General features: G+C 59.5%; 22 protein-coding genes and 1 other RNA gene. 15 read left to right on the top strand and 8 right to left on the bottom strand.

Annotated features, from left to right (window positions below; genetic code table 11):
* Nucleotides 1-2: 2 nt before the first annotated feature.
* The gene (locus tag IF690_RS24520; RefSeq protein WP_252189511.1) at nucleotides 3-998 is read right to left on the bottom strand and encodes a tyrosine-type recombinase/integrase; all 996 of its coding nucleotides are present in this window, start codon (nucleotides 996-998) and stop codon (nucleotides 3-5) included.
* A gap of 167 nt (nucleotides 999-1,165) precedes the next feature.
* Here IF690_RS24520 and IF690_RS24515 point away from each other — a divergent pair, with 167 nt between their 5' ends.
* Both IF690_RS24515 and IF690_RS24510 read left to right on the top strand, forming a co-directional pair.
* Nucleotides 1,166-1,810, top strand: a complete 645-nt coding sequence (locus IF690_RS24515; RefSeq protein ID WP_202697707.1) for an MBL fold metallo-hydrolase — start codon at nucleotides 1,166-1,168, stop codon at nucleotides 1,808-1,810.
* Nucleotides 1,811-1,924: 114 nt separating this feature from the next.
* A complete protein-coding gene (locus IF690_RS24510) occupies nucleotides 1,925-2,656 on the top strand; it encodes a YiaD family glycine zipper/OmpA-like lipoprotein (RefSeq protein ID WP_009050733.1) in 732 nt (243 codons plus the stop codon).
* 183 nt (nucleotides 2,657-2,839) lie between these two features.
* Here IF690_RS24510 and IF690_RS24505 read toward each other — a convergent pair whose 3' ends face one another.
* Entirely contained in the window at nucleotides 2,840-3,274 is a 435-nt protein-coding gene (locus IF690_RS24505) for a Z-ring associated ZapG family protein (RefSeq protein WP_202697706.1), read from the bottom strand.
* Between the two features lie 144 nt (nucleotides 3,275-3,418).
* Between IF690_RS24505 and IF690_RS24500 the strand changes: the two genes are divergently transcribed.
* The 3 genes from IF690_RS24500 (at nucleotide 3,419) to zapE (ending at nucleotide 6,610) form a co-directional block, all read left to right on the top strand.
* Entirely contained in the window at nucleotides 3,419-4,048 is a 630-nt protein-coding gene (locus IF690_RS24500) for an alpha/beta hydrolase (RefSeq protein WP_202697705.1), read from the top strand.
* Nucleotides 4,049-4,072: 24 nt separating this feature from the next.
* Complete coding sequence (locus tag IF690_RS24495; protein ID WP_202697704.1) at nucleotides 4,073-5,428, top strand: tryptophan--tRNA ligase; 1,356 nt, start codon at nucleotides 4,073-4,075, stop codon at nucleotides 5,426-5,428.
* Between the two features lie 87 nt (nucleotides 5,429-5,515).
* Entirely contained in the window at nucleotides 5,516-6,610 is a 1,095-nt protein-coding gene (zapE, locus tag IF690_RS24490) for a cell division protein ZapE (protein ID WP_007928431.1), read from the top strand.
* Nucleotides 6,611-6,657: 47 nt separating this feature from the next.
* Here the strand turns inward: zapE and IF690_RS24485 are convergent, their stop codons facing one another.
* Entirely contained in the window at nucleotides 6,658-7,557 is a 900-nt protein-coding gene (locus tag IF690_RS24485) for a GlxA family transcriptional regulator (protein WP_202701720.1), read from the bottom strand.
* A 244-nt stretch (nucleotides 7,558-7,801) separates the two neighbouring features.
* Between IF690_RS24485 and IF690_RS24480 the strand changes: the two genes are divergently transcribed.
* Nucleotides 7,802-8,938, top strand: coding sequence for an acyl-CoA dehydrogenase family protein (locus tag IF690_RS24480; RefSeq protein ID WP_502710155.1), 1,137 nt, complete (start codon nucleotides 7,802-7,804; stop codon nucleotides 8,936-8,938).
* A gap of 57 nt (nucleotides 8,939-8,995) precedes the next feature.
* Here IF690_RS24480 and IF690_RS24475 read toward each other — a convergent pair whose 3' ends face one another.
* Complete coding sequence (locus IF690_RS24475) at nucleotides 8,996-10,033, bottom strand: NADP(H)-dependent aldo-keto reductase (RefSeq protein ID WP_025806198.1); 1,038 nt, start codon at nucleotides 10,031-10,033, stop codon at nucleotides 8,996-8,998.
* A gap of 246 nt (nucleotides 10,034-10,279) precedes the next feature.
* On the opposite strand from IF690_RS24475, the gene rplM reads away from it, so the two are divergent.
* The 7 genes from rplM (at nucleotide 10,280) to IF690_RS24440 (ending at nucleotide 15,161) form a co-directional block, all read left to right on the top strand.
* Entirely contained in the window at nucleotides 10,280-10,708 is a 429-nt protein-coding gene (rplM, locus tag IF690_RS24470) for a 50S ribosomal protein L13 (RefSeq protein ID WP_007928449.1), read from the top strand.
* 14 nt (nucleotides 10,709-10,722) lie between these two features.
* Nucleotides 10,723-11,115, top strand: a complete 393-nt coding sequence (gene rpsI / locus IF690_RS24465; protein WP_003228056.1) for a 30S ribosomal protein S9 — start codon at nucleotides 10,723-10,725, stop codon at nucleotides 11,113-11,115.
* A 257-nt stretch (nucleotides 11,116-11,372) separates the two neighbouring features.
* Nucleotides 11,373-11,966: a ubiquinol-cytochrome c reductase iron-sulfur subunit gene (gene petA, locus IF690_RS24460; RefSeq protein WP_009045522.1), complete on the top strand. Its 594-nt coding sequence runs from the start codon at nucleotides 11,373-11,375 to the stop codon at nucleotides 11,964-11,966.
* Nucleotides 11,966-13,177, top strand: a complete 1,212-nt coding sequence (locus tag IF690_RS24455) for a cytochrome b (RefSeq protein ID WP_007928456.1) — start codon at nucleotides 11,966-11,968, stop codon at nucleotides 13,175-13,177. Before petA ends, IF690_RS24455 begins: the two co-directional genes overlap by 1 nt.
* A complete protein-coding gene (locus IF690_RS24450; RefSeq protein ID WP_202697703.1) occupies nucleotides 13,177-13,959 on the top strand; it encodes a cytochrome c1 in 783 nt (260 codons plus the stop codon). Before IF690_RS24455 ends, IF690_RS24450 begins: the two co-directional genes overlap by 1 nt.
* A gap of 151 nt (nucleotides 13,960-14,110) precedes the next feature.
* A complete protein-coding gene (locus tag IF690_RS24445) occupies nucleotides 14,111-14,728 on the top strand; it encodes a glutathione S-transferase N-terminal domain-containing protein (RefSeq protein WP_202697702.1) in 618 nt (205 codons plus the stop codon).
* A gap of 16 nt (nucleotides 14,729-14,744) precedes the next feature.
* Nucleotides 14,745-15,161 (top strand): ClpXP protease specificity-enhancing factor, encoded by a 417-nt coding sequence (locus IF690_RS24440; protein WP_202697701.1) that lies wholly within the window; start codon nucleotides 14,745-14,747, stop codon nucleotides 15,159-15,161.
* Nucleotides 15,162-15,216: 55 nt separating this feature from the next.
* Here the strand turns inward: IF690_RS24440 and IF690_RS24435 are convergent, their stop codons facing one another.
* From IF690_RS24435 to IF690_RS24420, 4 genes are all read right to left on the bottom strand, one after another.
* On the bottom strand, nucleotides 15,217-15,795 hold the full coding sequence (locus IF690_RS24435; RefSeq protein ID WP_009050725.1) for a BON domain-containing protein: 579 nt from the start codon (nucleotides 15,793-15,795) through the stop codon (nucleotides 15,217-15,219).
* A complete protein-coding gene (locus IF690_RS24430; protein WP_202697700.1) occupies nucleotides 15,792-16,385 on the bottom strand; it encodes a phosphoheptose isomerase in 594 nt (197 codons plus the stop codon). Before IF690_RS24430 ends, IF690_RS24435 begins: the two co-directional genes overlap by 4 nt.
* Before the next feature lie 107 nt (nucleotides 16,386-16,492).
* Nucleotides 16,493-16,864 (bottom strand): YraN family protein, encoded by a 372-nt coding sequence (locus IF690_RS24425; RefSeq protein ID WP_202697699.1) that lies wholly within the window; start codon nucleotides 16,862-16,864, stop codon nucleotides 16,493-16,495.
* Nucleotides 16,864-18,675: a penicillin-binding protein activator gene (locus IF690_RS24420; RefSeq protein ID WP_202697698.1), complete on the bottom strand. Its 1,812-nt coding sequence runs from the start codon at nucleotides 18,673-18,675 to the stop codon at nucleotides 16,864-16,866. The genes IF690_RS24425 and IF690_RS24420 overlap by 1 nt, the downstream gene beginning before the upstream one ends.
* Nucleotides 18,676-18,912: 237 nt before the next feature.
* On the opposite strand from IF690_RS24420, the gene rsmI reads away from it, so the two are divergent.
* Both rsmI and rnpB read left to right on the top strand, forming a co-directional pair.
* Nucleotides 18,913-19,767, top strand: a complete 855-nt coding sequence (gene rsmI, locus IF690_RS24415) for a 16S rRNA (cytidine(1402)-2'-O)-methyltransferase (protein WP_202701710.1) — start codon at nucleotides 18,913-18,915, stop codon at nucleotides 19,765-19,767.
* Between the two features lie 73 nt (nucleotides 19,768-19,840).
* Nucleotides 19,841-20,194: RNase P RNA component class A (gene rnpB, locus IF690_RS24410), an RNA gene on the top strand.
* The last annotated feature ends 267 nt before the right edge of the window (nucleotides 20,195-20,461 follow it).

The raw sequence follows: 20,461 nt of genomic DNA, 5'->3' as shown, positions 1-20,461 counted from the left end.
TCTCAGCGCAATTTTTTAGCTAGATCTTCCATCCTCGGATGGTAATAACGCATCAGCATGCGTGTGTCTTGGTGTCCGGTGATTTTGGTCAGTTCGTGTAGCGGGAAAATCTCGGCCAGGCGCGAGGTGGCCTCATGGCGCAGGTCATGGAAGCGAAAGTCCATCAGAAACGGATCGTCGCTGATGTGTTTGTCGATCTTGCCCTGGGAAAGCTTTTTCTGTTTGAGGTGAAGGTTTAGCCCTGCCACGTAGGCGTTGCGAGCATCGGCGATGGCGTCCGCGAATGCCTTGGTGATTGAGTCTGGTCGGCTCTTAAAGCAGCGGCCATCGTCGCGCTCGTCGAGACTTTCCAGTATCTCCACCGCTTTGCTGGAAAGGGGGACGCCACGGGCGGAACCGTTCTTGGTCATGGGCAATATGGCGACCCGCTTGTCCAAGGTTACGTTGGCTCTTAGTAGGCCGGTTATCTCGCTCCGGCGCATAGCCGTTTCCACGGCGAAGGCGACGATCTTCGGCAGCTCGGCCGAGCGCGAGTGACGGCAGATCATTTCCAGCTCGTCCAGGTGTTCGCACACCAGCTTTCCAGCTTTGCGTGACCAGACGTCTGCACTAAGAATTCGTCGTTCGCGGGCGTCATCGACGCTCGGTTGGCGGATCAGTTCGACGGGGTTGCTTAGTGACTCCATACGCCACTCTTTGCGGGCGATGGTGAAGACGTGAGAGATCAGTGCCAGCTCGCGGCGCACGGTGGAGGGGGCCAGGCCTTCTTCGAGGCGCATGTCGCGATAAGTGGCCATGTCGGAGCCGCGAATGCTGGCAAGCGAGCGAAGGGCGAGAGGGTGGCGTTGCATGGCCTGGATGCGCGATAGCTCGGAGGCGCTGCTGCGCTTCTTGCTGGTCACCTCCTTGGCGTACAGCTCCAGCGCGTTGGAGAAAGAGGTGGCCTCGGCTTCGTTGCGGCTGACGAACACGCCGGCGTCCATTTCGCGTTCGATCATTGTCGCCCAGGTTTTTGCCTCTGCCTGGGTATTGAATGTACGGGTCTGTTGGGGCCACCCTTTACGTCTGATTTGGGCGTGCCACTGGTAAGGGCCTTTCTTCCTGAACGTCGCCATCTTCAACCGCACTGTGCCAAAATTGTGCCATCAATCTTACAGGAACACCCATGGAAGCCGCAAAGACCGCGCTAATACGAGAAACCTTCCCCGTCGGCCCTTTGCAGTGCAACTGCACGATCATCGGCGACCCCGTTACAAAAAAGGCGATAGTCGTCGACCCGGGCGGCAATCCCGACCTGATCATGGCGCGGCTCGACGCACTGGGGCTGAAGGTGGTGAGCATCATTCATACCCACGCCCACCTGGATCACTTCCTGGCCTCCGGGCAGATGAAGGAGAAAACCGGCGCGACCCTGCACCTGCACAAGGAGGATCAGTTCCTCTGGGACAACCTGGAGATGCAGTGCAGCATGTTCGGCGTGCCTTACACGCCGGTACCGGCGCCGGATCGCTGGCTGGCGGACGACGAAGAGCTGGCCTGCGGTTGCGGCGTGGCCCTGCATACGCCGGGGCATACCCCAGGTTCCATGAGCTTCTGGTTCGCAGAGGCTAAGCTACTGATTGCCGGCGACACCTTGTTCAAGCGCGGGGTAGGGCGCACGGACCTGTGGGGTGGCGACCAGGCCACCCTCGTGCGTTCGATCAAGCAGCGTCTGTACACCCTCGATGAAGGCGCGACCGTGGTGGCCGGGCATGGTCCGGACACCCGCCTGGGCGATGAAATGCGTGAGAATCCCTTTGTCAGGGCCTGACATTTGCTGTCAAAAGTTTCACGGAATTTTTGTCATTGGCCGTGTTCAAACGCCTGCAAAGGTCTGTTGCCAACGTCCGCTGCATCACAGAATGAAAAAAGTAGGAGCTTCTCCATGTTCACCTCGCGTCGTTTGATCGTTGTTGCTACCGCTGTGGCCTTGTTGTCCGGCTGTGCTTCGCCTAACCCCTATGACAATCAGGGGCAGGCCGACGGCTCCACGGGCATGAGCAAAACTGCAAAATACGGTGGCCTGGGTGCCTTGGCCGGTGCGCTGGCCGGTGCCGCCATCGACCACAACAACCGTGGCAAGGGCGCGCTGATCGGCGCCGCGGTAGTGGGTGCGTCCGCCGCCGGCTACGGCTACTACGCCGACCAGCAGGAAAAGAAACTGCGTGCCAGCATGGCCAATACCGGGGTCGAAGTGCAGCGCCAGGGCGATCAGATCAAGCTGATCATGCCGGGCAACATCACGTTCGCCACCGACTCGGCGAACATCGCCCCAAGCTTCTATCAGCCACTGAACAACCTGGCCAACTCCCTCAAGGAGTTCAACCAGAACCAGATCGAAATCGTTGGCTACACCGACAGCACCGGCAGCCGCCAGCACAACATGGACCTGTCCCAGCGTCGCGCCCAGAGCGTGGCGACCTACCTGACCTCGCAAGGTGTCAGCGGTGCCAACCTGTCGGCCCGTGGCGCTGGCCCGGATAACCCGATCGCCAGCAACAGCGACGTCAATGGCCGTGCGCAGAACCGTCGGGTGGAAGTGAACCTCAAGGCGATTCCTGGCCAGCAGTATGGTGGTCAGCAGCAACAGCCGGGTACGGTTCAGCAGTATCCGTAACTGGTCGTTTGAATGAAGAAATGCCCGATCCTGTGATCGGGCATTTTTGTGTGTGGCCTTTGCCGGCCTCTTCGCGGGCTTGCCCGCGAAGAGGTCCGATCAGCCGCTATCCAATCACCAGATACAAAAAAGCCCCCGGACAACCGAATTGTCCGGGGGCTTTTTATTGGACGCAAAGCCTGCTTATTTCTTCAGGCCATAGTGCTCATCGAGCATGCCAGGCGCGTTAGGCGTCTTTGGCGCGTAGTCCCGTGGCGGTTCCTGGTCGCGTGGTGGCGTCAGGCGTTCCCGTGGAGCCTGCACCGAGTCGGAGTGCAGCGCGGCCAGCAGGCGTTGGCGGGTCTGCTCGTCCAGGGCCAGGCGGTTGGCGCCCTCGGCGAGATGGTCCTGCACTTCCTGATAGCTTTGAGTGAGTTTTTTCACCAGGGTGGCGGTGCTGTTGAAGTGGGTGACCACTTCGTTCTGATAGCTGTCAAAACGTTCCTGAATATCATCCAGCTGACGTTGCGTGCGGTTAGGCGCGGCATTCGGCAGCAGGCGAGCGACCAGAAATCCAATGGCGACACCCGCGATCAGGGCAAGAGTCGGCAACAACCAAACTAAGAGCGAGTGTTCCACGAGTCCTTCCTCTATAAACGGCTTTGCTTTACGTTAACGGCTCGAACCTGCGCTGTATACCGCGATTCACTCGCAATAGATTGGCACAGACAATTTGCTAGACGAGTCGACCCGATTCGAGGTCACGGAGTTCCTTCCTTGCTTATGCGTGAAACCCCCGTAGTGATTGCCGGCCCGGTCGGCCAACTGGAAGCCCTGTATCTGGATGTCGCCGACGCCCGTGGCGTGGCGCTGATCTGCCATCCGAACCCGGTGCAGGGCGGGACCATGCTCAACAAGGTGGTCTCGACCCTGCAACGTACGGCGCGCGATGCCGGCCTGATCACCTTGCGTTTCAACTACCGTGGCGTCGGCGCCAGTGAAGGCAGCCACGATATGGGCAGCGGTGAAGTCGACGACGCGCAGGCGGCTGCCGAATGGCTGCGGGCCAGGCACCCGGACCTGCCGATGACCCTGCTCGGCTTCTCCTTCGGCGGCTTCGTCGCGGCCAGTCTCGGCGGGCGCCTGGAAGCCCGCGGTGAACAGCTCAAGCACCTGTTCATGGTCGCCGCCGCCGTGATGCGTCTGCGCGATACCGACCCGTTGCCGCAGCACTGCCCGCTGACCCTGATCCAGCCGGAAGCCGATGAAGTGGTCGACCCGAAACTGGTCTACGCCTGGTCCGACGCGCTTGAGCGCCCCCATGAGCTGCTGAAAGTGGCAGAATGCGGACACTTTTTTCATGGCAAGCTCACCGATCTCAAGGATCTGGTGCTGCCTCGCCTCTCGAATTGATTGCAGTCTGATAAGCGATTACCCATGACTACTCGTACGCGTATCCTCACCGGCATCACCACCACCGGCACGCCGCACCTGGGCAACTACGCCGGCGCCATCCGCCCGGCGATCCTCGCCAGCCGCGACAGCAATGCCGATTCGTTCTACTTCCTGGCCGACTATCACGCCCTGATCAAGTGCGATGACCCGCTGCGTATCCAGCGCTCGCGCCTGGAAATCGCCGCGACCTGGCTGGCCGGTGGCCTGGATGTGGAGCGCGTGACTTTCTATCGCCAGTCGGACATCCCGGAAATCCCGGAGCTGACCTGGTTGCTGACCTGCGTGGCGGCCAAGGGCCTGCTCAACCGCGCCCACGCCTACAAGGCTTCGGTGGATAAAAACGTCGAGGCCGGCGAAGACCCGGATGCCGGCATCACCATGGGCCTGTACAGCTACCCGGTGCTGATGGCCGCGGACATCCTGATGTTCAACGCGCACAAGGTGCCGGTCGGCCGCGACCAGATCCAGCACGTGGAAATGGCCCGTGACATCGGCCAGCGCTTCAACCACCTGTTCGGCCAGGGCAAGGAGTTCTTCACCATGCCCGAGGCGCTGATCGAGGAAAGCGTCGCCACCTTGCCGGGCCTCGATGGCCGCAAGATGTCCAAGAGCTACGACAACACCATCCCGTTGTTCAGCAGCGCCAAGGACATGAAGGACGCGATCTCGCGCATCGTCACCGACTCCCGTGCTCCTGGCGAAGCCAAGGACCCGGACAACGCGCACCTGTTCACCCTGTTCCAGGCCTTCGCGACACAGGCCCAGGCTGACGAATTCCGCAGCGAACTGCTGCAGGGCCTGGGTTGGGGCGAGGCGAAGAATCGCCTGTTCCAGCTGCTGGACAACCAGCTGGGCGAGGCGCGCGAGCGTTATCACCAGTTGATCGAACGCCCTTCGGACCTGGAAGACATCCTCCAGGCGGGTGCCAAGAAAGCCCGCTCCGTGGCCACGCCATTCCTCAACGAACTGCGCGAGGCCGTGGGCCTGCGTTCATTCGTCAACCAGGTGCAAGTGGCGGCGACCACCAAGAAGAAAGCGGCCAAGGCCGCGCGCTTCGTCAGCTTCCGCGAAGACGACGGCAGCTTCCGTTTCCGCCTGCTGGCCGCCGATGGCGAGCAACTGTTGCTGTCGCGCAACTTCGCCGACGGCAAGACTGCGGGGGCGGTGACCAAGCAATTGCAAGCTGGCCAGGCGCTGGATCTGCGCAGCGAAGCGCTGAGTTTCAGCGTCTGGCTGGAAGGTGAGTGCGTGGCCGACAGCCCGGCCTTTGCCGACGCGGCGGCCCGCGATGCGGCGATCGATGCGCTGCGCGTCGCCCTGACGCCTGTGCAGGACTAACCGCAATCTCCCGACCAAGGGCTGATTGCCATTCTCAAGGGCCGTCGCTACAGTGACGGCCCGTTTTTGTTGCCTTGCTAACGAATTATGACGCCCCTAGAACGATACCAAGCTGATCTGAAACGCCCGGAGTTCTTCCACGACGCTGCGCAGGAAACCGCCGTGCGTCATTTGCAGCGCCTGTACGACGATCTGATCGCAGCGTCGAACAACAAGCCGGGCCTGCTGGGCAAGCTGTTTGGCAAGAAAGACCAGGTGCCGGTCAAGGGCCTGTACTTCTGGGGCGGGGTAGGGCGTGGCAAGACGTATCTGGTCGATACCTTCTTTGAAGCCCTGCCGTTCAAACAGAAGGTTCGTACGCACTTCCACCGCTTCATGAAGCGTGTGCACGAAGAGATGAAGACCCTGGGCGGCGAGAAGAACCCGCTGACCATCATCGCCAAGCGCTTTGCCGATGAGGCCCGGGTGATTTGCTTCGACGAGTTTTTCGTCTCTGACATTACCGACGCCATGATCCTCGGCACGCTGATGGAAGAGCTGTTCAAGAACGGCGTGACCCTGGTGGCCACCTCGAACATCGTGCCGGACGGCCTGTACAAGGATGGCCTGCAACGTGCGCGCTTCCTGCCGGCCATTGCCCTGATCAAGCAGCACACTGAAATCGTCAACGTCGACAGCGGAGTCGATTACCGTCTGCGTCACCTGGAGCAGGCCGAACTGTTTCACTTCCCGCTGGACGAGGCGGCCCACGAAAGCCTGCGCAAGAGCTTCCGCGCGCTGACGCCGGAATGCACCCAGGCGGTGGAAAACGATGTGCTGATCGTCGAGAACCGCGAAATCCGCGCCCTGCGTACCTGCGATGACGTGGCCTGGTTCGACTTCCGCGAACTGTGCGACGGTCCGCGCAGCCAGAACGACTACATCGAGCTGGGCAAGATCTTCCACGCCGTGCTGGTCAGCGGTGTCGAGCAGATGAGCGTCGCCACCGACGACATCGCCCGTCGCTTCATCAACATGGTCGACGAGTTCTATGACCGTAACGTCAAGCTGATCATTTCCGCTGAAGTCGAGCTCAAGGACCTGTACACCGGCGGTCGCCTGACCTTCGAGTTCCAGCGCACCCTCAGCCGTCTGCTGGAAATGCAGTCCCACGAGTTCCTCTCGCGGGCGCACAAGCCTTAACGGTTGTCCGGATAAAAGAAGGGCCTGCATTGCAGGCCCTTTTTCATTTACGCGGCTTGTTGGTGAAACTGCTGCCGGTACTGGTTCGGCGACAGCTCGGTGTGCTGGCGGAACAGGCGGGCGAAGAAGCTCGCATCGTCATAGCCGACCTCGTAGCTGATGGTCTTGATGCTCTTGCGCGTTCCCGAGAGCAGGCCCTTGGCGGTTTCGATACGCAGGCGTTGCAGGTAATGCAGGGGCTTGTCGCCGGTGGCGGTCTGGAAGCGCCGCATGAAATTGCGAATGCTCATGCCATGTTCCCGGGCCACGTCCTCGAAGCGGAACTTGTCGGCGAAATGCTCTTCGAGCCAGTGCTGGATCTGCAGGATGATCACGTCCTGGTGCAGCTTCTGGCCGCCGAAGCCGATACGTCCCGGGGAATAGCTGCGCTGTACTTCGTAGAGAATGTCGCGGGCCACGGCCTGGGCGACGTTGGCGCCACAGAAACGCTCGATCAGATAGATGTACAGGTCGCAGGCCGAAGTGGTGCCGCCAGCGCAATACAGGTTGTCCGCGTCGGTCAGGTGCTTGTCCTGATTGAGCTGGACCTTGGGGAAACGCTCGCTGAAGGCATTGAAGAAGCGCCAGTAAGTGGTGGCTTCCTTGCCGTCGAGCAACCCGGCCTCGGCCAGCCAGAACACCCCGGTGGCTTCGCCGCAGAGCACCGCGCCACGGGCATGTTGCTGGCGCAACCAGGGCAGGATCTGTGGATAACGTTGGCAAAGGGTTTCGAAATCGTCCCAGAACGCCGGGAGGATGATCACATCGGTATCTTCCAGGGCGCCGTCCACCGGGAGCATCACGTTGCTGAAACTGCACACCGGTTTTCCGTCCGGGCTGACCAGGCGGGTTTCGAAGGCCGGGACCAGGCCCTGGCCCAGTTGCTTGCCGTAGCGCAGGCTGGCCAGATGGAAGAAATCCTTGGCTTGCATGAGGGTGGAGGCGAAAACGCGGTCGATCGCCAGGATGCTGACGCGCCGCAAGGGCGTGGAGGTTTGGTTAGACATAATTCAATTGTTCTTATAGGGGAAAGTGGTCACCAGACGGCTGGATCGTCTTATTTTTTGTCGGATGTGTCCAGTGTCCTGTGTCGTGCGCCTAGGCTTAGGCTCTGTGGGCCAATCCCGGCTAACAATAACGACAGGTGGCCCCATGATTCCCAGAACCTTGTTCAGCTCCGAGCACGAACTCTTTCGTGACAGCGTACGTACCTTCCTGGAAAAGGAGGCCGTGCCGTTCCATGGGCAATGGGAAAAACAGGGCTACATCGACCGCGCCCTGTGGAGCAAGGCGGGTGAGGCGGGAATGCTCTGTTCCCATCTCCCCGAGGAGTACGGCGGGCTGGGGGCTGACTTTCTCTATAGCGCGGTGGTGATCGAGGAGGTGGGGCGTCTCGGCCTGACCGGCATCGGCTTCTCCCTGCATTCCGATATCGTCGCGCCCTACATCCTGCATTACGGCAGCGAGGCGCTGAAGCACAAGTACCTGCCGAAACTGGTATCCGGCGAGATGGTCACGGCAATCGCCATGACCGAGCCGGGCGCCGGTTCCGACTTGCAGGGGGTGAAGACTACCGCGGTGCTGGACGGTGACGACTATGTGATCAACGGCTCCAAGACCTTTATCACCAACGGTTACCTGGCCGATCTGGTGATCGTCGTGGCCAAGACCGACCCCAAGGCCGGTGCCAAGGGCACCAGCCTGTTCCTGGTGGAGGCGGATACGCCCGGTTTCTCCAAGGGCAAGCGCCTGGAAAAGGTCGGCATGAAGGCCCAGGACACTTCCGAGCTGTTCTTCCAGGACGTCCGCGTACCCAAGGAAAACCTGCTGGGGCAGGCCGGGATGGGCTTTGCCTATCTGATGCAGGAGCTGCCGCAGGAACGCCTGACGGTGGCGGTGGGTGGCCTGGCATCAGCCGAGGCGGCATTGCAGTGGACCCTGGAATACACCCGCGAACGCAAGGCCTTCGGCAAATCGATCGCCGATTTCCAGAATACTCGTTTCAAGCTGGCGGAAATGGCCACCGAGATCCAGATCGGCCGGGTCTTCGTCGACCGCTGCCTGGAATTGCATCTGCAAGGCAAGCTCGATGTGCCAACTGCCGCAATGGCCAAGTACTGGGGCACGGACCTGCAGTGCAAGGTGCTTGACGAGTGCGTGCAGTTGCACGGCGGCTACGGCTTCATGTGGGAGTACCCGGTGGCCCGGGCCTGGGCGGATGCGCGAGTGCAGCGGATCTATGCCGGGACCAACGAGATCATGAAGGAAATCATCGCGCGCTCCCTGTAGCGCATTGTCTGCTGTGCAGGGGCGAGCTTGGCGGGCTCGCTCCCACAGGAGGGCGGATTACGGCGCGGGGTTCGGGTGGTCCTTGTGGATCGCCTCGATGCCGGCCAGCACCTCATTCGACAGCTTCAGCTCGAGACTGGCGATGTTGCTGTCCAGTTGCTCGAGTGTGGTCGCGCCAATGATGTTGCTGGTGACGAACGGTTGCTGGGTGACGAACGCCAGGGCCATTTGCGCCGGGTCCAGACCGTGCTCGCGGGCCAGCGCGACATAACGGCTGCAGGCGGCTTCCGATTGCGGGTTGAAGTAGCGGCTGAAGCGGCTGTACAGGCTCAGGCGGCCTTTGGCCGGGCGCGCGCCGCCTTCGTATTTGCCGGAGAGGAAGCCGAACGCCAGTGGCGAATAGGCCAGCAACCCACACTGCTCGCGAATGGCGATTTCCGCCAGGCCCACTTCAAAGCTGCGGTTGAGCAGGTTGTATGGGTTCTGGATCGATACCGCCCGTGGCCAGCCGCGGCTCTCGGCCAGGGCCAGGAACTTCATGGTGCCCCAGGGCGTTTCATTGGACAGGCCGATGTGGCGGATCTTGCCGGCCTTGACCTGTTCGTCCAGGGCTTCGAGGGTTTCCTCAAGCGGGGTGAAGTCTTCTTCCTTGTGCTTGTAGCCCAGTTGGCCGAAGAAGTTGGTGCTGCGCTCCGGCCAATGCAACTGGTAGAGGTCGATCCAGTCGGTCTGCAAGCGCTTGAGGCTGGCGTCCACGGCTTGGACTATGTGCTTGCGGTTGTGTTTGAGCTGCTTGTCGCGGATGTAGTCGATGGTGTTGCCGGGGCCGGCGATCTTGCTGGCCAGGATCCAGTCGGCACGATCGCCGCGAGCCTTGAACCAGTTACCGATGTAGCGTTCGGTGGTGGCGTAGGTTTCAGCCTTTGGCGGCACCGGATACATCTCGGCGGTGTCGATGAAGTTGATCCCCGCAGCCTTGGCCCGCTCGATCTGGGCGAAGGCCTCGGACTCGCTGTTTTGCTCGCCCCAGGTCATGGTTCCCAGGCAGATTGCACTCACGTTCAGGTCGGTCCGGCCTAGCTGGCGATAGTCCATCGGGTGCTCCTTCGGCAAAACAATCATAAAAGCAGGTTGAATTTTTTTTCGCAATCTGCATAATTCCGCAGCTCTTTCTGCAGTGGAAGTGATGCGCCGCCTGCCGAAGAATCTTGCCGTATAACGGACGCGCTGACCCGAGCCCCCGATAGCGTCTGTATCCGGCTGCCTTTGACTTGTCAAAGTACGCACTATTCAGTAAGATCCGCCGTCTAATTTACAGGGCGGCCCCTGAGGCTATAAAGAATGAAAACTTTTACTGCTAAACCGGAAACAGTTAAGCGCGACTGGTTTGTCGTCGACGCTGCTGGTCAGACCCTGGGTCGTCTGGCCACCGAAATCGCGAGCCGTCTGCGTGGCAAGCACAAGCCTGAGTACACCCCTCACGTCGACACCGGTGACTACATCGTCGTGATCAACGCTGAGCAAGTACGTGTTACTGGCGCTAAAACCACTGACAAAATGTACTACTCCCACTCCGGTTTCCCGGGCGGCATCAAGTCGATCAACTTTGAAAAGCTGATCGCCAAGGCCCCTGAGCGCGTGATCGAGACCGCGGTAAAAGGCATGCTGCCTAAGAACCCGCTGGGTCGCGACATGTACCGTAAGCTGAAAGTCTATGCGGGCGCTGCACACCCTCATACTGCTCAGCAGCCCCAAGAACTGAAGATTTAACGGAATAGTTCATTATGTCGGCGACTCAAAATTACGGCACTGGCCGTCGCAAGACTGCAACCGCACGCGTTTTCCTGCGTCCGGGCACTGGCAACATCTCCATCAACAACCGCTCCCTGGATAACTTCTTCGGCCGCGAAACTGCCCGCATGGTAGTTCGTCAGCCGCTGGAACTGACCGAGACTGTCGAGAAGTTCGACATCTACGTCACCGTTATCGGCGGTGGTGTGAGTGGCCAAGCTGGCGCTATCCGCCACGGCATCACTCGCGCTCTGATGGATTACGACGAAACTCTGCGCAGCGCTCTGCGTAAAGCTGGCTTCGTAACTCGCGACGCCCGTGAAGTTGAACGTAAGAAAGTTGGTCTGCGTAAAGCGCGTAAGCGTCCGCAGTACTCGAAGCGTTAATTCGCTTTCGCGTTCAAAAGAACGCCCAGTCTCCTCATGGAGCTGGGCGTTTTTTTATGGGTGATTATTTTGCGCTGTGACAACTTGCCACATCTGCAGAGCCCCTATACTACAAGGCTTGGGGCAGAGCCAAGTTGGTAATTACCTTGTCAGAGTAGGGGCTTTTCATTACCATTCGGCAAAATTTTTATAAGTTCAGATTTTTACTTAGTAGATGCCTGATTTAACAGGCCACAAAGCTGATGGGAGAGGACTGAATGAGCAATGACGGCGTGAATGCAGGCCGGCGTCGCTTCCTTGTAGCAGCCACATCCGTGGTGGGTGCTGCAGGAGCGGTGGGGGCTGCGGTCCCGTTCGTGGGGTCATGGTTTCCCAGTGCCAAGGCGAAAGCCGCAGGGGCACCGGTGAAAGTGAATATCAGCAAGATCGACCCAGGTCAGCAGATGATTGCTGAGTGGCGTGGTCAGCCGGTATTCATCGTCCGCCGTACACAGGAAATCCTGGGGAATCTCAAAAAGATCGAGGGTCAACTTTCCGACCCCGACTCCAAGAACTCTGTCCAACCAACCTACGTCGACCCGCAAGTGCGTTCGATCAAGCCAGAGATTCTGCTGCTGATCGGTATCTGCACCCACCTGGGTTGCTCACCGACCTTCCGCCCTGAAGTGGCGCCTGCGGATCTGGGCAAGGATTGGGTAGGTGGCTATTTCTGCCCTTGCCACGGTTCCCACTACGATCTGGCTGGCCGCGTCTACAAGTCGCAACCCGCGCCTTTGAACCTGCCAGTGCCCCCGCATTCCTATGAGTCGGACGACCTTATTGTCATCGGCGTCGATACGGAGAAAGCGTGATGAGCAAGTTCATGGATTGGGTCGATGCGCGCTTCCCCGCGACCAAAATGTGGGAAGACCATCTCAGCAAGTATTACGCCCCGAAGAACTTCAACTTCTTCTATTTCTTTGGTTCCCTGGCTCTGCTGGTTCTGGTTAACCAGATCGTCACCGGTGTCTGGCTGACCATGAGCTACACCCCATCGGCTGAAGAGGCTTTCGCTTCCGTCGAATACATCATGCGCGACGTCGAGTACGGCTCGATCCTGCGCCTGCTGCACTCCACCGGCGCCTCGGCGTTCTTCATCGTGGTCTATCTGCACATGTTCCGTGGCCTGCTCTACGGTTCCTACCAGAAGCCGCGTGAGCTGGTATGGCTGTTCGGCATGCTGATCTACCTGGCGCTGATGGCCGAGGCCTTCATGGGCTACTTGCTGCCTTGGGGGCAAATGTCCTACTGGGGCGCCCAGGTGATCATCTCGCTGTTTGGTGCGATCCCGGTCATCGGCAACGACCTGACCCAGTGGATTCGTGGTGACTATCTGATTTCCGGAATTACCCTGAACCGCTTCTTCGCCTTGCACGTAGTGGCCCTGCCGATCGTGATTCTCGGTCTGGTGGTACTGCACATCCTGGCGCTGCACGAAGTCGGTTCGAACAATCCGGATGGCGTGGACATCAAGAAGCACAAAGACGAAAACGGCGTACCGCTGGATGGCATTGCTTTCCACCCGTACTACACCGTGAAAGACATCGTCGGCGTGGTGGTGTTCCTGTTCATCTTCTGTTCGATCGTGTTCTTCTTCCCGGAAATGGGTGGTTATTTCCTCGAGAAGCCGAACTTCGAACAAGCCAACCCATTCAAGACACCTGAGCATATTGCCCCGGTTTGGTACTTCACCCCGTTCTACGCGATTCTGCGTGCGGTTCCGGACAAGCTCTTGGGTGTGATTGCGATGGGCGCGGCGATCGCTGTGCTGTTCGTGCTGCCATGGCTTGACCGCAGCCCGGTCAAATCCATGCGCTACAAGGGCTGGCTGAGCAAGATCTGGCTGGTGGTGTTCTGCATCTCGTTCGTGATCCTGGGGATCCTGGGGGTTCTGGCGCCGACTCCAGGTCGTACGCTGCTGTCGCAGGTATGTACCTTCTTGTACTTCGCCTACTTCATTCTGATGCCGTTCTACACCAGGCTCGAGAAGACCAAACCGGTTCCGGAAAGGGTGACTGGCTGATGAAAAAGCTATTTGCTGTACTGATTCTTGCTGCTATGCCTGTACTGTCCTTCGCGGCCGCACAAGGTGGTCCCGAGCTGGAAAAAGTCGACATCGACGTCTCCGACAAGGCCGCCATGCAGGATGGCGCGCGGACATTCGCCAACTACTGCATGGGCTGCCACAGCGCCAAGTTCCAGCGCTATGAGCGCGTTGCCGACGATCTGGGGATTCCTCATGATCTGATGATGAGCAAGCTGGTGTTCACCGGTGCGAAAATCGGTGATCACATGAGTATCGGCATGCAGCCTGCTGACGCCAAGACCTGGTTCGGTGCGGCTCCGCCCGACCTGACCCTGGTGGCTCGTGTACGTGGTACCGACTGGCTCTATGGCTACCTGCGCTCCTTCTACGAAGACCCGGCGCGCCCATGGGGCGTGAACAACAAGGTTTTCCCGAACGTGGGCATGCCTAACGTTCTGGTCGGCCTGCAAGGGCGTCAGGTTGTTGGCTGCAAACAGGTTCAGATCGTCGAAGATGGCAAGAAGCAATATGATCCGCTGACCGGCACCGCTTTGACCCATGAGGCCTGCGATCAGCTGACCGTGCTGCCAAAAACCGGCACGCTCACCGAAGAGCAGTTCGACGAGAAGGTCAAGAATCTGGTGACCTTCCTGGCCTACTCGGCCAACCCGGTCAAGCTGGAGCATCAACGTATCGGCACCTATGTGTTACTGTATCTGGCCTTCTTCTTTGTATTCGCCTATCTGCTCAAGCGCGAATACTGGAAAGACGTTCATTGATAAAGCTGTAGTTCATTGCTGTTAATCGTGCGCGCCCAAGGGCGTCTCTGAAGGTGTAACGAGTCTGGATCATCCAGGCGTTACGGGAGGCGCCCTCTGGGCGCGCTCGTTTTTCTGCTTCCGATAATTTCAACAAGCGAGGAGGATCGCCATGGGCGTGACCAATCGGTTGGCCTGTTACTCCGACCCCGCCGACCACTATTCCCACCGGGTACGTATCGTGCTCGCAGAGAAGGGTGTCAGCGCCGAGATCATCAGTGTGGAGACGGGGCGTCAGCCGCCGAAGCTGATCGAAGTGAACCCTTACGGCAGTCTGCCCACCCTGGTCGATCGTGACCTGGCGTTGTGGGAGTCGACCGTCGTGATGGAATATCTGGATGAGCGTTACCCGCACCCGCCACTACTGCCGGTTTACCCTGTGGCGCGTGCCAACAGCCGTCTGCTGATCCACCGGATCCAGCGTGACTGGTGTGGGCTGGTGGACCTGATCCTGGATTCCCGGACCAAGGAAGCGGCTCGGACTCAGGCGCGTAAAGAGCTGCGCGAGAGCCTGACCGGCGTTTCGCCGCTGTTCGCGGAGAAGCCGTTTTTCCTCAGCGAGGAACAAAGTCTGGTGGATTGCTGCCTATTGCCAATACTCTGGAGATTACCGATTCTGGGTATTGAATTGCCACGGCAAGCCAAGCCGTTGCTTGATTACATGGAGCGCCAGTTCGCTCGTGAGACGTTCCAGGCAAGTCTGTCTGGCGTCGAACGCGACATGCGCTAAGGCTTAAGGAGCCGCTATGAACTCCAGTCGACCTTATCTGGTCCGCGCGCTCTACGAGTGGATTGTGGACAACGATTGCACCCCGCATATGCTGGTCAATTCCGAATACCCGGCGGTGCAAGTGCCTCAGGGTTTTGCCAGTGACGGACAGATCGTCCTGAATATTTCGCCGAGTGCCGTACGCCATCTGCACATGGATAACGAGGTGGTGACTTTCGAGGGGCGCTTCGGTGGTGTCCCGCATAGCTTGTACGTCCCTGTGCCGGCGATCCTGGGCATTTACGCCCGGGAAAATGGTCAGGGTATGGTGTTCGATCTGGAGTCGCCCGTGGGTGACGAGGACGATGAAATCGAGCCGGATGATGATATCCCGCCACCGGATAACGAGCCGCCACGTCCAAGCGGTCGACCCAGTCTGAAGGTCGTGAAGTAATAAAAAAGGCGATCCATCCGGATCGCCTTTTTTGTACCTGTACCTTTCGCTTATATCAGTCGATGTATTCGAACAGTTTGACGATTTTCTGCACGCCGGAAACGCCCTGTACCAGATTGGTCGCCTGGGTGGCTTCTTGTTGGGTCAGCAGGCCCATCAGGTAGACGATGCCGTTTTCCGTCACGACCTTGATGCGCGAGCCTGGAATACTGGCGTCGGTCAGCATCTGGGTCTTGATCTTGGTGGTCAGCCAGGCATCGTTCTGCCGGGCCAGCAGGGAGGAGGGCGGGAGGACCTGCAGTTCGTTGTGGACCTTCTTCACTCGTTGCACGGCGCTGGCGGCCTGTTCGGCGAGTGTCTTGAGGTCGGCGCGCGGGGTCTGGCCAGCCAGCAGGACGATGCCGTTGAAGCTGGTCACCACGATGTGCGAGTTATGGTCCAGGTCCGGACTGGCCTTGGCGACATTCACTTCGACTTTGGTCTGGATCAGCGAGTCATCGATCTTGCTGCCGAAGGTGCGGGTGCCGCGGTCATCTTCGATCGGGCTTTCGCGGGTGGCAGTAATCACCGAGCTGCAACCGCTGATGCTCAAGGCTAGGGTCAGGGCCAGTAGGCCAAGGCGATTAGGGGTCATTCTTCACTCCCGAACAGTTGGCTGTCGATCAGGTCGCAGAGGCAGTGGATCGCCAGCAGGTGGACTTCCTGGATACGTGCAGTGACGTTGGCCGGCACGCGAATCTCGACATCTTCCGGCAATAGCAGGGATGCCATGCCGCCGCCATCGCGACCGGTCAATGCTACGACAATCATTTCGCGATCATGTGCGGCCTGGATCGCTTGAATGATGTTCGCCGAGTTGCCGCTGGTGGAAATCGCCAGCAGGACGTCGCCGGGCTGGCCCAGGGCGCGAATCTGCTTGGAAAAGACTTCGTTATAGCTGTAGTCATTGGCGATCGAGGTGATCGTCGAGCTGTCGGTGGTCAGCGCGATGGCTGGGAGGCTCGGGCGTTCGCGCTCGAAACGGTTGAGCAGTTCGGAAGAAAAGTGCTGGGCATCGCCGGCCGAGCCGCCGTTGCCGCAGGAAAGCATTTTCCCTTCGTTGAGCAGTGCGTTGACCATGACTTGGCTGGCTTGCTCGATGTGCGGTGCAAGTACGTCCATCGCCTGCTGCTTGGTGTTGATACTGGCCTGAAAAAGCTGGCGAATTCGGGATTGCATGTCCATCTGTGTGACCTTAAGTAGCGCGGCTTTCTGGCACATGAATGTGCTGCCCGCAAAGCAAAGAGCAAAAATGTTGAGTGAAAATGTCCGGCTCGGCCCGAGAGCGTCGATCAGCTTTCAAAGGCATTCCGTAGCCAGTTCAAATGAGTTGTCGTGCCTGGGGCGCTGTCTATGGCGACCACATCGAAACGGCAAGGGTAGTTGGACCAGCGCGACTCGCGCTGTAGGAAAAACTGTGCGGCGAGTATCAGTTTCTGACGCTTGCGTGCATCGATACTGCCCAGAGCGCCACCCCATTGCGTGTGTTGTCTGTAGCGGACTTCGACGAATACTACTGTATCGCCGTCAAGCATGACCAGATCAAGCTCGCCGCGTTTGCACAGCCAGTTCTGCGCCAGCAGGCGCAGCCCCTGTTGTTCAAGATGCCGGAGCGCTTGGGCTTCGGCATCCTGTCCGCTTTGCTGGCGTGACCGTTGTGGCATTAACGCTGGGTGTCGGGCAGGCGAGTGATCTGGCCGCTGACGAACTCGGCCCATGGCAACTGGCGTTGAACGCGCTGGCTCGGGCTCATGGTCAGGCTGCCCGACAGGCCTTCGATGCGGCTGTCCGGCAGTGCCTTGAGTTGCCCCAGGCGTGGCGCCAGGCGGTAGGCGTCGGCGCCCATCGCATACAGTCGGCCCAGGCTGCCACCGGCTTGTGGCCACTGCGCGGCGACCTGGCGGCGCAGTGGGTCATTGGCGTCCAGCAGCCAAGGCGTTTCGCAGAAGCGTACGCCGTTCATGTCGTTGTACTGGTTCTGATCGCCGTTGGCGCTGAAGACATGGGAGGTGGCATAGACGGGTACATCGCCGGCGTACTGAAAGTTCAGGGTCGGTTTGATCTGTTGTGCCTGTTGCGGCGTGGATGCCAGGAAAATGAACTCGATGTCCTGGCGGCGCGAAGGTTGTGCGGCCACCTGAGTACCGGCGACGTTCTGCAGGCTCTTGGCGCGGGCTTCGCTCTGGCGCAGTTGGAACAGGTCGGCAATCTGTTGGGCCAGGGCTACTGGCTGATCGACGCGTTCGATACCGACTACGCTGCCGCCGTTGCTTTCCCAGTCCTGGCGGAAAGCCTTGAGTACCCGATCGCCCCATTCGCCGCGTGGCACCAGGACGGCAGCGCGGTGCAGGCCGTCGGCGCGGGCGCGCCGGGAGACTTCGCGAGCTTCGTCTTCGGCGGCCAGGCCGAACTGGAACAGTTGCGCCGGGCCTTGCTCGCCTTCGCTGTAGTTCAGCGCCAGGGTAGTGATAGGCAGTTGCGGGCGTGCGGCGAGCTGCTTGACCAGCGGTTTTTCCAGAGGGCCGACGACCAGTTGCACACCATCTGCCTGGGCCTTGCGATAGAAGTCATCCAGCGAAGTCAGGCGCGAGCTGTCGTAGAACTCGATACTGGGTGGTTTCTGTCCGGCTTGCTGGGCTTGATAGTGTGCGGCCATGAAGCCGTCGCGCAGGGCCTTGGAGACTGCGGCCAGCGGGCCGTCCTGCGGTAGCAGCAGGGCGATCTTGGACAGCGGCTGGCTGGCCAATTCCTTGAGTTTGGTCAGCGGTAGCGGCAGTTGAATGGCGGCCGGGTGCTTGGGGTTCTGTGCGCGCCAGTTGTCGATGGCGGCCTGCTGTTGTTCCAGGGTGCCGGCAGTCTTCACCGTCAATGCCAGGCTCATCCAGCCACCCAGATCGTCGTTGCTGACGGCTTGCAATTGATCGGTCGGCAAGCTGGCAATCAATGCCCAGATGGCTTCATGGTTCTTGTTCGCGGCGTCATCCTGGAGCAGTGGTGCAATGAAAATGCGCTCCCGTGCCGCGGCGAGGGCCTGGCCATCGGCCTCGAGTGCGCGAGCATGGACGGTGCCGGTGCGGATCTGCTGCTCTTCCGGCAGTTCGCTCAGGCGTTGCAGGCTCGGGTGGCTCAAGGCCGTCAGGGCCGCCTTTGGCTGGTTGCGAGTCATGGCCAGTTCGGCTGCCAGGGTGCTGGCGAAAACCTGCTGGCCGGGCTTGAGTTGTTCCATTGGCACTTGTTGCAGGATTTGCGCGGCCTGGCCGGCGTTGCCCTGGCGATAGGCCAGGTCGGCAGCGCTCAAGCGCAGCAGGGCTGCCTTGTCGGGTGTTTTGCTGTTGGCGGCCTGTTCGAGCAGTTGCTCGATACTGGCATCCGGGGTCCGTGGAAGTTCGCCAAGGCTGGAGGAGGGCGAGCTGGCGCAAGCTGCCAGGAGGGCAGCAAGGCATAAGGCAGAGAACAGCCGCAGGCAAGCGATCATGTAAGTGTTCCTGATACTCGATCAAATAAGCGTGGAATTGTACCCAAGCACTGGCCGGGGCGCGATGTTACTGGCAATAAACCGTCTATTTTAGGTCGTGCAAATGTTGCAGCGCTTTAGAACGGCTGGTGTTGTCGCAGGCGCGAGGTGCCTGCGATACGCATTCCGAAAGCTTCTACGCGCTACAATGTCGCTTTTACCGATCAAGAGGTGTGCGCTTTGACTGCTCCAGGTCCTTTGAATTCCGCTGCTGGCTCGCTTTATGTGGTGGCGACGCCCATCGGCAACCTGGACGACATCAGTGCCCGGGCCTTGAGGATCTTGCGCGAGGTGGCATTGATCGCTGCCGAGGATACGCGTCACTCGCAGCGCTTGATGCAGCACTTCGGGATTTCCACGCCCCTGGCTGCTTGTCATGAGCATAACGAGCGGGATGAAGGTAGCCGCTTTCTGACCCGTCTGTTGGCGGGAGACAGCGTTGCACTAATATCCGACGCAGGCACGCCGTTGATCTCTGATCCGGGTTACCACCTGGTGCGTCAGGCGCGGGCGGCAGGTATCAATGTCGTTCCGGTTCCTGGGGCTTGTGCCCTGATTGCGGCCTTGTCGGCGGCGGGGCTGCCTTCCGATCGTTTTATCTTCGAAGGGTTTCTGCCGGCCAAGGCGGTAGGTCGGCGCGGTCGTCTTGAGCTATTAAAGGAAGAGCCGCGCACACTGATTTTCTATGAGGCGCCGCATCGCATTCTCGAGTGCCTGCAGGATATGGAATTGGTCTTCGGTGGAGAGCGCCCGGCATTGCTGGCGCGGGAATTGACCAAGACCTTTGAAACCCTCAAGGGGCTGCCGCTTTCGGAGTTGCGAGCTTTTGTCGAGGCGGACAGCAATCAGCAGCGCGGCGAATGCGTGGTGTTGGTGGCGGGATGGTCGGCGCCGGAAAGTGATGAGGTCGTGAGCGGTGAGGCGATGCGGGTTCTCGACCTGCTGCTCAAGGAGATGCCGCTCAAGCGGGCTGCGGCATTGGCAGCGGAAATTACCGGCGTGCGCAAGAATGTTCTCTATCAGGTGGCGCTGGATAAACAGAAAGGCGAGTAAACGCGATCGGCGGAATGGCAAAAGGCTTTTATCACTTGTTCTTCCGCCGCTCTGCCGTTAACCTGCGCGGCGGAGAGTCGATTGGACAGTCGCTGCCCTCTATGAAAATTAGAGGGGGGAGGAAAGTCCGGGCTCCATAGGGCGGAGTGCCAGGTAATGCCTGGGAGGCGCGAGCCTACGGAAAGTGCCACAGAAAATAACCGCCTAAGCACTTCGGTGCCGGTAAGGGTGAAAAGGTGCGGTAAGAGCGCACCGCACGTCTGGCAACAGTTCGTGGCTAGGTAAACCCCACTCGGAGCAAGACCAAATAGGGTTCCAAGGCGTGGCCCGCGCTGGAACCGGGTAGGTTGCTAAAGATGTCCAGTGATGGCCATCGTAGAGGAATGACTGTCCTCGACAGAACCCGGCTTACAGATCGACTCTCCACCTTTTCCTTCCCTGCTTAAATCAATAGCAGAAGCGCTTTTGTAATACCGAAAAGATCTTACTCTTAACAAATTACTTTAACTTCACGATACAGCTTCTTGAGCTGATTGAAGTTATTGCGCCAAATCCTTCGCCAAATTCCTGTTACCCCTCCTTTTGGTCTCCTAAATCTCCGTTCTATAAGGCTTTTCCGTCGCTCCGTGCCTTGACGGTGTGGTGGGCGCATTCCTATAGTGTGCGCAAGTGGCGGAAAGTGGCATAAAGTGGG

It is taken from the genome of Pseudomonas sp. SK3(2021) (assembly GCF_016772375.1).
In the GTDB taxonomy this organism is placed as follows: Bacteria; Pseudomonadota; Gammaproteobacteria; order Pseudomonadales; family Pseudomonadaceae; genus Aquipseudomonas; species Aquipseudomonas chlororaphis_I.
This window is presented reverse-complemented; position numbering and strand designations above follow the sequence as displayed.

Excerpts from the sequence above, each read along its gene's own strand:
- IF690_RS24520 (WP_252189511.1), bottom strand. The coding sequence starts at position 998 with ATGATCGAACGCGAAATGGACGCCGGCGTGTTCGTCAGCCGCAACGAA.
- IF690_RS24515 (WP_202697707.1), top strand. The coding sequence starts at position 1,166 with ATGGAAGCCGCAAAGACCGCGCTAATACGAGAAACCTTCCCCGTCGGC.
- IF690_RS24510 (WP_009050733.1), top strand. The coding sequence starts at position 1,925 with ATGTTCACCTCGCGTCGTTTGATCGTTGTTGCTACCGCTGTGGCCTTG.
- IF690_RS24500 (WP_202697705.1), top strand. The coding sequence starts at position 3,419 with ATGCGTGAAACCCCCGTAGTGATTGCCGGCCCGGTCGGCCAACTGGAA.
- IF690_RS24495 (WP_202697704.1), top strand. The coding sequence starts at position 4,073 with ATGACTACTCGTACGCGTATCCTCACCGGCATCACCACCACCGGCACG.
- zapE (WP_007928431.1), top strand. The coding sequence starts at position 5,516 with ATGACGCCCCTAGAACGATACCAAGCTGATCTGAAACGCCCGGAGTTC.
- IF690_RS24480 (WP_502710155.1), top strand. The coding sequence starts at position 7,802 with ATGATTCCCAGAACCTTGTTCAGCTCCGAGCACGAACTCTTTCGTGAC.
- IF690_RS24475 (WP_025806198.1), bottom strand. The coding sequence starts at position 10,033 with ATGGACTATCGCCAGCTAGGCCGGACCGACCTGAACGTGAGTGCAATC.
- rplM (WP_007928449.1), top strand. The coding sequence starts at position 10,280 with ATGAAAACTTTTACTGCTAAACCGGAAACAGTTAAGCGCGACTGGTTT.
- rpsI (WP_003228056.1), top strand. The coding sequence starts at position 10,723 with ATGTCGGCGACTCAAAATTACGGCACTGGCCGTCGCAAGACTGCAACC.
- petA (WP_009045522.1), top strand. The coding sequence starts at position 11,373 with ATGAGCAATGACGGCGTGAATGCAGGCCGGCGTCGCTTCCTTGTAGCA.
- IF690_RS24455 (WP_007928456.1), top strand. The coding sequence starts at position 11,966 with ATGAGCAAGTTCATGGATTGGGTCGATGCGCGCTTCCCCGCGACCAAA.
- IF690_RS24450 (WP_202697703.1), top strand. The coding sequence starts at position 13,177 with ATGAAAAAGCTATTTGCTGTACTGATTCTTGCTGCTATGCCTGTACTG.
- IF690_RS24445 (WP_202697702.1), top strand. The coding sequence starts at position 14,111 with ATGGGCGTGACCAATCGGTTGGCCTGTTACTCCGACCCCGCCGACCAC.
- IF690_RS24440 (WP_202697701.1), top strand. The coding sequence starts at position 14,745 with ATGAACTCCAGTCGACCTTATCTGGTCCGCGCGCTCTACGAGTGGATT.
- IF690_RS24435 (WP_009050725.1), bottom strand. The coding sequence starts at position 15,795 with ATGACCCCTAATCGCCTTGGCCTACTGGCCCTGACCCTAGCCTTGAGC.
- IF690_RS24430 (WP_202697700.1), bottom strand. The coding sequence starts at position 16,385 with ATGGACATGCAATCCCGAATTCGCCAGCTTTTTCAGGCCAGTATCAAC.
- IF690_RS24425 (WP_202697699.1), bottom strand. The coding sequence starts at position 16,864 with ATGCCACAACGGTCACGCCAGCAAAGCGGACAGGATGCCGAAGCCCAA.
- IF690_RS24420 (WP_202697698.1), bottom strand. The coding sequence starts at position 18,675 with ATGATCGCTTGCCTGCGGCTGTTCTCTGCCTTATGCCTTGCTGCCCTC.